The 12,939-nt window shown below is 40.0% G+C and carries 7 protein-coding genes and 1 pseudogene; 4 read left to right on the forward strand and 4 right to left on the reverse strand.

Annotated features, from left to right (window positions below):
• The 3 genes from J8L97_RS20865 to J8L97_RS20875 form a co-directional block, all read right to left on the reverse strand.
• Positions 1–947, reverse strand: a 947-nt coding sequence (locus J8L97_RS20865; protein ID WP_211052556.1) for a thioester reductase domain-containing protein, incomplete at its 3' end; no start/stop codon positions are given.
• 43 nt (positions 948–990) lie between these two features.
• Positions 991–6,237: a beta-ketoacyl synthase N-terminal-like domain-containing protein gene (locus tag J8L97_RS20870; protein WP_211052559.1), complete on the reverse strand. Its 5,247-nt coding sequence runs from the start codon at positions 6,235–6,237 to the stop codon at positions 991–993.
• On the reverse strand, positions 6,204–7,568 hold the full coding sequence (locus J8L97_RS20875; RefSeq protein WP_211052561.1) for a PfaD family polyunsaturated fatty acid/polyketide biosynthesis protein: 1,365 nt from the start codon (positions 7,566–7,568) through the stop codon (positions 6,204–6,206). Before J8L97_RS20875 ends, J8L97_RS20870 begins: the two co-directional genes overlap by 34 nt.
• 338 nt (positions 7,569–7,906) lie before the next feature.
• Between J8L97_RS20875 and J8L97_RS20880 the strand changes: the two genes are divergently transcribed.
• Entirely contained in the window at positions 7,907–9,139 is a 1,233-nt protein-coding gene (locus J8L97_RS20880; RefSeq protein WP_211052563.1) for a hypothetical protein, read from the forward strand.
• 421 nt (positions 9,140–9,560) lie between these two features.
• Here J8L97_RS20880 and J8L97_RS20885 read toward each other — a convergent pair whose 3' ends face one another.
• Entirely contained in the window at positions 9,561–9,887 is a 327-nt protein-coding gene (locus J8L97_RS20885) for a hypothetical protein (protein ID WP_210996603.1), read from the reverse strand.
• A gap of 596 nt (positions 9,888–10,483) precedes the next feature.
• On the opposite strand from J8L97_RS20885, the gene J8L97_RS20890 reads away from it, so the two are divergent.
• The 3 genes and pseudogenes from J8L97_RS20890 to J8L97_RS20895 all read left to right on the forward strand — a co-directional run.
• Positions 10,484–10,894: a hypothetical protein gene (locus tag J8L97_RS20890; RefSeq protein ID WP_211052564.1), complete on the forward strand. Its 411-nt coding sequence runs from the start codon at positions 10,484–10,486 to the stop codon at positions 10,892–10,894.
• A gap of 257 nt (positions 10,895–11,151) precedes the next feature.
• Positions 11,152–11,268: pseudogene (locus J8L97_RS23660) on the forward strand (alpha-amylase family glycosyl hydrolase); the annotation flags it as partial.
• Positions 11,269–11,721: 453 nt separating this feature from the next.
• The coding region (locus J8L97_RS20895; RefSeq protein WP_312037198.1) for a DUF4297 family anti-phage-associated protein at positions 11,722–12,939 on the forward strand (1,218 nt) is incomplete at its 3' end.

Here is a 12,939-nt window from a genome sequence, read left to right on the forward strand (position 1 = left end):
TTGTTACGTTTTTGTGTGTCGTTCATGCCAAAAACAATGCTTTGAGCTGCTTTATCTACCGGGATCACATCAATTAAGTACGATGCTGCATCGTCACGAGCCGGCACACTGAGCATCATGCGCAAAATACGATGAAAAATATCGTCAGTGTTACCAATGCCTGTTGCGGATGAACCGGAAATTTCAGAAAAGCGATAAATGGTGTATGGCACCCCAGTCAGTGATGCTTGTCTGATGTTTTCCTCTTGCACCCATTTAGATTGCCCATAACCGCTACAAATTAAAGCGGCATCGTCTACGTCGATAAAGTCTTCAATAGGGTTGATTGAAAAGTGTGAATTGTTTACCTGAGTACTGACCGTTGTGCTTGACACAAAGTGGATCATTTTTAACGTGTGTGTGCTGGCGATGGTCAGTAGCTCATTGGTACCACTGACCGACTTTTTAAAGGCAAAATAGGGTTGTATGTGATTGACATATGAGGCGGTATGGACAATATGTTGCACCTGCTTGCACAGCATGGCCCAATTTTTCTTGGATAGTCCTAATTGTGGTTGCTCCATATCACCTAAGATGGGCACAATTCGATGTAAATCAATAGCGAGACGATAAGATTGAGCGGCTTGTTTAACACGCTGTTGTGCTTGCTTAACGGTATTGGCTCTGACTAAACAATAAATGATAGCGTCAGTTGAGTCTAATAACTGCTTAAGTATATGGCTCCCAAGAAAGCCAGTGGCGCCAGTCAGAAGCACAGACTTAATGTCGGCTTCGAATGCTATAGGCTGCGAGTCGGCTAAGTTAGGCAAATTGACCCCCGCATCTAATATAAAATCAGGAATAGTGGCGGTGCCACCGTTAACAAAAGAGTTATCTGAATTCACATTAAGCGCATTACGCTGATATATACGCTCAATCTCATCAATCAATGCCTGTATGGTGTTCATATTTTTGAATGCATCAGCCTGAATATCAATTTGTAATTGTGTTTTAAGTTGCTGAATTGGTCGCTGAGCCTAAAATAACGCCATAAATGTGATCTTTGTCGGCAATGGCATCAACTAAGCGTTTTAATATCAATACGCCAACCCCTTCGCCGGGGACAAATCCATTCGGCCTGTCGTCAAACGTATAGCAAGTACCATCAGGGCTTAACATACCCGCTTTCCCTGCATGTTTCGAGAATTTGGCGGTGCATAATGTTGCGACTCCACCAACAATGGCACTAGAGATGTCGTTATTAACCAGCGCCAGACATGCCATATGAATGGCCACTAAAGATGACGAGCAAGCCGTATCCACAGCGATGGCTGGACCTTTTAGGTTTAAAAAATACGACACACGAGCCGGAATAACCGAGCCGGCATTCCCCCAAAATATTTGAGCAGGCGCGTCATCAGGCGCTAAACTCGCATAATCTCCTTGAGCACATCCAAGGTACACTCCAATGTTTTTACCCGCTACCGAAGTTGCCATATTGGCATCATCTAACGCCTTATAGCATTCTTGTAAAAACACTCTTTGCTGAGGGTCCATGTACATGGCTTCTTGTGGCGTAATTGAGAAAAATCCAGCATCAAAAGACGAAATATCATCGAGTAAACTGGCATAACGACACCAAGCTTGTTCTTGTTCTGCGAGGGTATTGAGATCCCAGCGCTGTTGCTTTACCACAGAGGTTTGTTGGTTTTGGATCAGAGACCAATAGTCATCTAAATTTGTTGCTGTACCAAATTGACCGCTCATACCAATAATGGCAATTTTGTTATCCATATCAGAGTCTGGTGCCGGTGACGTATTCGTTTTCTCAGCGCTAAAAGCGGTTTTGTTTGATGGCGTTAAATCAATTGATGAAGGCTTTCTATATGTTTTTTTGTTGCTTATTTCGCCCATACTGGCGACTGAATTCGTATTGCCGTTAATAATACTGTTGTTTGGCTCAGTCTCATTTACATGTGCTTGTGGTACACAGTCCGGTAATTGGTGGGCAAGGTGGGTATGATGTTCTGTCGCGATGTACTGACTCAATGACGCAATAGAAGGATAATCGAACAGCAAGGTTGCAGGTAAACTCAAATCAAATTGTGCATTAATATCGTCTAGCATTTGTATTGCTAAAATGGAATCAACACCATAGTCAGCAAACGATTCTTGCGTATCTAACTCGTCTTGTGGTATCCCCAAGATATTGCTAGCAATAGCAAACAAAGTTTGCGTGGTAAAAGTGAGTGTGCTCGAAGCAAGCGAAGTCGTGTTATGTGTATCAGGCATAGCTATTGTGTTTTCTTGGTTGTCAGATCTGGTTGGAGGTACTGCGTTGTTAGTTTGTTTATTATTTGACTGAATTGTGTCGACGGGCTGAACGATTTGCCCGTCACTGAGCGCTCGAATAATGTGTTGTGCAGAATTTTTGTCAGTTGACACATGAATATGTGTAAAGCCTTCTTCAGCCAGCACTTGCTGCCAACACTCAACCGATAGCATGGGTGACCCATCAATACGCAGTGCTTTATCTTCGCTTAACCACCAGCCTTCAAGTAAGCCAAACGTAAGTTGGGAAAATAGCGACTTTTCAACGACTTCGTTAATAATTAACGCCCCGCCTGGCTTTAAACAAGCCTTGGCATTTTGTAGTGTTGTTCTAATATGCGCCGTTGCGTGCAGGACATTGGTGGCAATCACCACATCGTAATACGCCAATTTAATATTTTGCGCTGCCAGTGGTTTACTGACATTAAAATATTGCGTGTGTAAGAATGGGTAGTCATTTTGAAAGCGTAATTTGGTGTGATTAAAAAATGCTTGGGATAAGTAGGTATAGTCGGTATAGGTGTATTCACCCACAGACCATGCATCTAAACTAGGTAACACAGCGTGGGTGGTTCCCCCTGTGCCAGCGCCAATTTCAAGTACGTTTATTGTACTGGTGTTAGTATGAGAGAGGTAATGCTGTACTTGTTCAACCAGAACGCGATTGGCATAGTCGGCTTGGGTATTGTTTTGATAGACACTCTCTACTAGCGTTAATTTACCCTGTGGAAATATCACATCAGTGGCCTTTTGAGTGCCGGATAGAATATCCGGCAATTGCGCCAAACAAGCAGCAAGGAGCGGGTTTTGTGATGCAAGCGCCTCATTGTATGTGTCATGTAGTATGTCGGTGTCAGCTGGTTCAACACTAACAATTTCACTATTGATGAGCGAATCAGCGTCAGGTAAATATGTTTGTGTTTCTTGCCACCAGAGGCTGAAATGCGCAGGCAGTTGGCAAAGGGCAGCAGTGCGTTTATCTTCAGTATCCCACTTTGCTTTTATAAGTGCATGACGCAACAAGGCAAGTATTTGAGTATTGTCTGTGCTGGGGTTACTTACATCATAAGGCACACGTGACGTGAATGTATTAGACAGAGCGTCATTAACCAATAAAGACTCATCAGCTGAATAACTATAGTGCTTTGTCATATGAGTCAGTGTATTTTTTGTGAGCTTAATGACCCCAACTTGGGCGAGGGGAGATTGCATAAATTGTGCTAACGCCTGCATTCCTTCATCAACTTCAATTGATCCTATCCCTTGTTTTGCCATTTTATTTTTATAAAACGCATCGCTGACTATGCCAATTGATCCCCAATACCCCCAATTGATCACTTTAATGGGCATCTTTTGTGTGTAAGACTGTGCGAGGCTATCGAGGTAGCGACAACCAGCCGCATAGTTACTTTGCCCTGGCGCAGGAGAGAATGATTGAAGGGATGAAAAAAACAAAAAGAAGTCTAAATCAATGTCTTTGAATAGCTCAAACGCAACGTCACCCGTTTGTTGTTTGGCGTGATAGCTGCTGATAAATTGCGCTTCATTCATCTTTGCGATACTTTGATCATTGAGCTGCAAAATAGAATGAATTACGCCATGAATGTGTTTAAATGTGGCGTTTATATCATTGAGTACTGTTTGCATTGCGCTCTTATCGCCGGCATCAACGCTGTAATATACCGGTGTTTTACCTAGATTACTTAATTGCGTTAGAGCGTGTTGAATATCGTTGTTTTTTTCACGACGGCCAAGCCAAATAAGCTGAGCATCATAGGTGCGAATTAACCATTCTCTGAAGGCGTATCCAAGCCCACCGGCACCGCCTAAAATCACATATACCCCATTTTGACGATAAGCACATTGACCTGATGTATTCGGGAACTGAGTTGTCTCCGGTGTTGCCCCCATGCTTTGATAATTGTGTGATGCAATATCAAACGCATACCATTGGCTGCTGCGATAGGCATAAAATGCAGGTGCCAGAGTGACTACTTGTTGCCACAGGATGTCGGTTTGTGACACGGGTGAAAAATCAAATAGCTCGGTAGGCATATCAACAATCGTAATATGCCAAAGCGGGTATTCTTTGGCGATACTTTGCAGTAATCCAATCAGCCCTGCGCCTTGTGGATTAACTTGCTCACAATGAACACGTTGGGTTTGCAGTGTCACTAAGGTGATGGTCAGTGCTTTTTCGCCATAACCCGAACGGAGCAGTGATTTAATGTACTTAAAAAAAGCCAAAGGATCGGCGAACTCATCACGCGCAAGCCAAATAAGGTGATTCGATAAATGATTTAGATGTGCGGTTGTTTCACTGTGTTGTATGTCATTTTGAGCGTTGTTAGCAAAGGGCGGTTTATAATGAGCAGGGCCTTGATAATTCCACTGTGTCGCTTGCAAGAGATCATTGCTAAGTGGCGTTTTTTTAACGTCATCAAACGCCGTAATAACCCAACAAGGTGTAACCGTCGCAAGTGTCTGAGAATGGGGGGCTTGATTAGTGACATCGGGTGACGGCAAGCCTGTTTCAAGTACATTTTCTGGATGCTTAATATCAATAGACGCTGTTATTGAACGCGTAGAAAACCCCGTAAAACGCACGCATGCTATACCATTTTCTGTGTATATTGTGAGGTTGAATTTTTTGACTGAGTCGCCATTATTTGATGTTTTTGTCGCGTGAACCCATAACATTACCTGTGTATTTGTTGAGTTTTCACTGTTAGAGGTGGGTTTATTGTTTGCTGAAAACGCCTCCGATAAAGCGGCAATATCAGTAAAGGCAATATGCTGTAGGGCAAAGGGTAATGCTAACTCTTCGCTATCAGAAAATGCCATGAGTGATTGTAAGGCACTGTCGAGGATGGTTGGTGATACGTTAAAGCCTTTGCAGTAGCACTTATCAAGTAATAATTGAGCAAGTAACTCGTCACCTTGCTTTTGAATTTTATGCAGTCCTTGAAAGGCCGTGCCATAGTTGATGCCTGCTTTTTCAAATATGGTGTAAATTTCTGCTTTTGTGTGTTCAATTAGTTCAGGGTGGGTTGCGCTATCTTTAAACGCAAGATCTGGCCAATGAGTCTTTGTTGACGACGTGAATAAATTGACGGAGGCCGTGGGTTGCGAGAGTCGATTGGTCAACTGAGCATGCCCTTTAACATAGACCTGCGGGTTGTCATCTAATTGACTCCACAGTTCAAATGTGAGGGTGTTCTGGTCTTCCCATAATGATAAGTATACGCTCGTCTGTGGGCTATGCTCTTCAATAACGATAGGACGCAGCCAGCTAATATTTTTTAATTCTACGATGTGATCGGCTGTCATGTTATGTGATTGACGAATTGCCTCGACTATCATTTCCAAGCTGCACACCCCTGGTAATACTGCTTGATGATTGACTTTGTGGTCTGCGAAGAAGAATTCTTGGCCATTAAATGTCGCAGTAAATACCAGTTCATCCATGGCAGGCACCGTTGTGTGGAGCAATGGATGCAGTGCGTGTGTGCTGTTCGGGATTAATTTTTCGACCGACTCGGTTTGTGTTATCCAGTATTGTTTGTGCGAAAAAGGGTAACTGGGTAAGCTAACTCTAGATGGAGTAGTACCAGTATACAGGGCGTCCCAGTTGACTAAGTACCCTTGAGTCCACGCTTCTAACAATGCCGGTAAATCAAGGTGTGATCGTGCGTCTGAGTGAGGTTTTGGCCAAGGTTCAGCCTGAGTCAGTGTGTGTTTATCTACTATATTTTCACACCAGTGATTAGGGGTATTTGTAAGATAAGCATGAAGTTGCTGTATGGCCTCAGACAACGAAGAAGCAACAAACCCGATACGATATGCCATGGCATCACGACCAACTTGTAGAGTATAAGCTAGGTTTTGTATGGTTAATTGCGCATAAGTTTTGAGCCTTTTACCCATTGATTAAAAGCACCGAGTGCAGGGCCCGTATGTACTTGAAAGTTCACTTTGTCTTGTGTGGTGCCCGCAAAGGCCAGTTTCATACTGTAAGAGAAGTACCAACGGAATATTCGCGCCATTTTGTATTTGGTATCTGTTTGCGCTTTAATGATGTCATTGGCTCTGTCAGTTTGAGTTAAATATTGTGCAACTTCTTGCCACACCTCGTCGAAGCTTTTTTTAAAAAACTTCTCTTGTAGTTGGGTTTGTATCGTCGTTGGCAGTGCATTAATGGAGTCGTACTGTTGATACAACTGAAAAAGTTTATTCGCACGGGCCGGAAAAAACACCCCTTTTTTAAGCACTTGTACTTTTGAACCTAACTCGAACATATCTCCTGCAGGTGCGTAGTCAGTGTCTTGTACGTTGATGCTTTGCAGCATATCTTTAACTACATCAGACGTTGCGGCTTCAACGGTGCATTGGTTTATCGAGCCGGTCATAATAAAGTCAGCGCCCATGATAAACGCCGCAGCGGCTGAAGTTGGTGTGCCTATACCGCCAGCCAAACCAATACGCGGAGCGTGCGCAAAGGGCTGCGCTGATACGACGCTATCACGTAGACTTTGAATTGCAGGGAGCAAAACACTGGGCTGGCCTTGGTCGGTATGCCCACCGGAATCGGCTTCAACACAGATATCGTCGCACATTAAAATAGACTGGCTCATTTTGGCTTGTTCAGGCGTTATTTGGCCACGCCTGAGCAGCTGTTCAATGATACGCAGTGGAGCAGGTTGTAAAAATGCATTGGCCACCTCAGGACGAGAAACTTTAGCAATGATTTTATAGTGTGATGCGACTTGATTATCTGTATCTCGATATAAACCGCTAACGCGATACAGCACTAACGCGGGTGTCATAGATATAAAAGCAGCGGCTTCTATACACGGTACTGCGTACTTCAAATACAGTGACACTAAGGCCATTTCGTGCGCTGGGTCATTCAGGTTGCACACTAAATTTAACCCATAAGCTTGCCCTGTTGTTAGGGCGTGCTGTATGTGCAGAAGGTCATTTTCAATCTGATCTAAGCTACATCCACCGGTGCCTAAAAAACCCATTAATCCAGCATTTGCCATAGCAACAACCAGCTCTTTGGAAGCAATACCGCGATACATAGCCCCTGACAAATACGCATATTTTAATCCGTAGGCCTGCCTAAATTCATATGAGCCCAAACTATCTGCCGTGATACAAAACTCTTGAGATAGGTGTGGCAAAGGCGTGTTGATGGTGTGATCGGGCACCTCTGTATTTGAAGTTGGGGTTACCAGTTTTACGCTGTGCGGCATTCGAACTCTATGCTTGGTTTGTGTGATTACGCGCAATAGTGAGATATAAATATGAAAAGATTGTGGAGAAATGAGGTAGCAAAGCTTTTAATGTGGAATAATTTATTAATTATCCTATTAGATTGTTATATAACAACCACTTAAGTTTATTTTCGGGACTAGAAATATCAGTTTCGGCATCAGGTAATTATGAGGTATTTACGCCAATGAGTACTGACAACGGCAGTCATCGTAATGCTTAGTGATTGTAAATAAAGCTTTTTGTATATTTTTAACACAGGTTTGATTATTTATAATGTAAAGCGCCAATGTTGCTGAAATGCGGTGTAATATTTTCTTTGTTAAAAATGATTAATACTGCTTTGGCCCGCTACATGATTGCTTTTGTTTTTGGGTATGACTTTTTAAATTTTAAACCAGATACAGTAAAGGAACCACTTATGAACTTAAGTACAGCAATAAACCAGCAGACTGATCCTGCTCTTGAGGATATTGAGGCTATTGATTGCGTAATCAATCTCTCGTCTCAAATTCCAGTTCCAGGTATACAAAAAATAATTAAGCCTCTTAATGCAATTGTAAAAATGTTTAAGCCTTCTTCGACAAAACAGATTAAGGAAGAATTAACTCAAATCAACCAAAAAATGAGCAGTATTTACGGCTTGGTTCAGGAGGCGCTTACCGAAGATGATGTTAAAGTTTTAATGCGAAGTAATATTTCACTATTTGTGCAAATTCAAGACGTAGAGCTTGCACTCAAGACTCCTGTTTGGACACAAATATTAAAACAATATGGTGAAATGGTTACAAATTTTACTGATGCAGCACAGCACGTGAATGATTTCCTAAAACATTACGAAAAAGTTAATATAAATGCGGATGGTTATCTAATTCAGTACATAGGTGGTTTTGCTAATACAATGTGTCAGTTTTATAGCATGTATGCACTGTTGCAACACACTAGCAATATTTTGATGGAAAAAAATACTCAGAATAAACAGTCGAGAAGAGAATCTATTACTGAGCGATTAACCAATGAGCAAAAAATTGTAATTGATTGTGTAACCGAGTTTATCAATCAAGCACTGGGAAAAGATACGGATATATTCAATTTTAAGTACCCATCGTGGTGCAAAAATATTTTTAAGCAAGAGGCTGTTAAAATATCTAGTTTAGATGGTAGAGAAATGAAATACCCTCGAGATTCCAAAAATGAGCATATTTGTCTTTCAGAAAGTTATGTTACAGGTCCTGTTTGTAGAGAATTTAAAATATCGTTTGTTGATATAGAGAATCCTCACGGGGTGTGGGAACTTACTCTTCAATCCAATAACACGGCGGGTTGTAATATTATAACGGATGAAGATAGGATGAAGGGTAACGTAATTCAGTATTTATATACAGACCGTGAGGAACGATTCATCATCAAATACGATGGCACATCTATTATTATAGTTTGTTCTGAGCATGATAGCAGATACTCTGCCCACTTAGGTGCTGAGCCGCACGTCGCAAGAAACGTATTGATGACCGACAGCAGCTATAAATGGAACATTATTAGTCTTGAATAATCAGTGTGATTCATAGAGATCGTTTCAATCTGGTGATCTCCAATCAATGGGGTCACCCATAAGTCGCCGTTGTCAATGGTGCGATAAAGAAAATAAAAAAGGACTGGCACAGACTTTTGAAGTATGCAACGAGTAAGATAATAAGATGAGACAGTCACAAATTTCTTGCATAATAAGGTGGCGTTACATTGTAATGTTGAGCGTATAATTATGTGCCTGTCCCATTACTGTTTTCAAGAAATAATATGAATTCCACGGCTCTGAGAGTTGAAAAATCACAACCCTTACAAAAGTCTGCATATCAGCCAGTTTAGCAATTGGCTGATATGCTATTTACGACAAAGTCGCTCGGTAATTAGGCCGACAGTTCCCCTTGGTAATCACACTACTATACTTTATAGCTGTTCCGACTACGAGACTGCTAGTGACAACGAAAGGTGAGTCGTGCTACGCCGTTAATTAACAAATGTGATTCTGTTTCTTTTTTAACAACTTTCATTGCTTTACCTAAGCTGGCACACTTCTCTACAGCACTTTTTGTCACAATCCCTTCTGCACCACCAATTCTTCCTCGTGTTAAGGCTGCTTCAACTTCAGCATAATAGCTACCATCAGTATTTTCTACAATGTCTGAATGATAAGATAAACCTATAGCGCCAAACTCTGTTTTATCATGCTGCACGGCACAACCCGTGGACATCAATAACACTGCAATTAATGACAAGACTTTTTTATTTAATACATTCATAACTTTCTCTCGGTTTCTCTGTGTGAATTCAATGAGAATAGTATGAACAAATATATTGCGATACAATATCACTGCTTTGTCACGTAAATGTATGTAGAATGATTACATAACTAATGTGAGATGTATTGCAAGCAAAAGTATATTGCTCGCAACAAGGAAAAATAAAAAAGGATAGGCACAAATTTCTTGTTACGATTTAACGAAATGGTTAATTCAAGTGAAGATACAATGAAATGAGCACGAACGAGCTAGAAGCAGAGCTTGATCCAACAAATCAAAGGGTAAATCTACTTAAGTGTTTGGGCTAGAAAAGTGCGTGAGTGGTGAAAATATCATTGATAAATCAGCGAAAATTAGCTCTAATGGCAGGATAAAATGTACTGAGTAATGCAGGGATGGCTTAAGCACAAAAGATAAGCCGATAAAATAGGCATAAAACACCTTATGCCACTAAAAGCAAATTCCCATAGCATAAATAACACCAACTCTGACACGTCGAGCCGGTAGCTGCTCAGTCCAACAAGCGATTATGCAGCACAAGCAACGTGATACGTAAATACTAAATAGTTATATTTTTAGACACACTTGGGTGAAATATGGAAGTAAAAGATATTATTACAATAGTGTCTGTCTTTGTAGTTATAGGCGGGTGGTTTTTTAATAGCCACTTGAACAGGAAGAATGAAATATTTAAAAAGCAACTAGACTATAAACTTGATATGTATAACTCATATATTTCTACAAGTTTCTTGCTTGAAAGTATTTTTCAAAAAGCTAAAGCAAATCAAGTTATCTCCGATGATATTAAGCAGGAATATGTCACTAAGTTAAGTGACGCTCAGCTAAAGTTCACGATGTTAGGTGAACAAGAAGAAATTAATTTAATAAATAATATAGTTGATTATTCTAACGCTAACGATTTACAAAATTTAAAGAGTGAATCGGCAAAACTTACCGTAATGGTTCGTGAAAACTGGCGCGCAGCGGTAGGTATCAAAAAAATATAACACATATGAACCTTCTCGGGTCAAGTAAGCATAACGATTCTTTTTAGCTGCTTTTAAGCAGCTAATTTGTATCGGCAATTCTTAAATCTATTCAACTTCGCTATGTCGGTGAGTCGTTAAAATCGTTTACGGCAAACACATATTGAGGGTCTCTTATTGCGAACTCATCGCAAAATAAAAAAGGACAGGCACAAATTTCTTGCATAACTGGGTGGTTTAACTACTGTTGATATATCCAGTTTTTTTGAGTGATTGCAATGACAAGAGCAAGGAATACTTTAATTGATTTGTCTGCAACGCCTTATTACCATTTAATAGCACGGTGTGTACGCCGTGCTTTTTTGTGTGGGGAAGATAAGTATTCAGGAAAAAATAATATGGGACAGGCACAAATTTCTTTGAAGTATGCAAAATAGGGTTTTTACGATTTAACGAAAGAGTTAATTCAAGTGAAGAGACAATGAAATTAGCACGAACGAGCTAGTAGCAGAGCTTGCTGAATTAAATCAATACATTAACCTGCCTAAGTGTTCGGGCCAGAAAAGTGCGTGTGTGGTGAAAGTATCATTGATAAATCGGCGAAAATTAGCTCTAATGGCAGGATAAAACGTACTGAGTAATGCAGGGATGGCTTAAGCACGAAAGATAAGCCGATAAAATAGGCATAAGACACCTTATGCGACTAAAAGCAAATTCCCATAGCGTAATAACACCAACTCTGACACACCGAGCAGGTAGCGGCTCAGTCCAACAAGCGATTATGCAGCACAAATAACGTGCTGCATAAATACTAAATAGTTAGAAGCCCTTTGCAAGGATTAGCATTCATGTCTACCAGAGAAGCAATCGATACAATCACTGGGTATTTTTATCAATTCGATAAAACTATTCTTGAGCTTTTACAACAGGAAGAATCTAATACGTTAGTTTGTATTGAAGGAATTGAAGACATTGATGTTGTTACTGCTGATGAAACTAGCGCTATTCAATGTAAGTATTACGCAAAAACTGAATATAATCATTCTGTTATAAAAAAACCGATAACACTCATGCTTCGTCATTTTGCAGAAAACCGTAATAGCGATGTTAAGTATTATTTATATGGTCATTATGAGTCAGGGCATGAAAAACTACAGTCGTTGTCATGTGCAAGCCTCAAGAGTAATTTCTTAACTTATAGTAAAACTGAAAAAGATGATGCTGGTAAAAAACAAAAGGTCACTTATTGTATTTATGAAGAGCTTAATCTTACGGATAATGATCTAGAAGAATTTTTAGATATATTAACGATAGATATTCACGCCCCATCTATCGAAAATCAGTATAAGTTAATAATCGAGAAAATAGCTAAAACATTAAATGTTTCAGAATCTGAAGCGGAGTTTTATCATTATAATTCTGCACTGAAAGTTATACAAAAATTATCGATGGAACAAAACAGAGATAAGAGGTATTTGTCAAAAAGAGAATTCCTAAAACTCATAGCTGTCAAAGATGAAGTTTTTGACGCATGGTTTATTAAAAGAAATGGGCGTTCTACATATATAAAATCAGTAAAAAAAGAATATTTATCAAGTGGCCTTAATATGGAAGCATTTAGCCGATTCTTTTTAATCGATTGCAGTTCTCATGAAAATCTAGCAGATCTTAAAGAAGCTATCCTTCTTCTAGCAAATAAGTGGGCTAAAATTTCAAAAAGGCAAAAACCATGTTTTTGCCCATCAATTTACCTTAATGGTTTAGAACCAGAAAAACAGATTGAACTTAAAAATCAAATTTACTCTTCGGGGATTGTTTTTAAAGATGCGTACCCGTTTAAAGGTTCAAAGTTATCTTCAAAGCATTTTAATTCAGATCCCTCTCTTGAAAACAAAGTGAAATTCAAGTTCGTTGACTCGATTGAAGATTTAGAAGCATTGATTAAAGAATCAGACTCTACAGTTGAGATATACCAGTTCTATAAGGACGGGGTATATTTTTCTAACGATCAGAATAAACACATAAAGATTAAAGTTGAAGATATTAGCTACGTAAAGGATTTAACT

Source organism: Pseudoalteromonas sp. MMG012, from assembly GCF_018100875.1.
Taxonomy (GTDB): domain Bacteria; phylum Pseudomonadota; class Gammaproteobacteria; order Enterobacterales; family Alteromonadaceae; genus Pseudoalteromonas; species Pseudoalteromonas aurantia.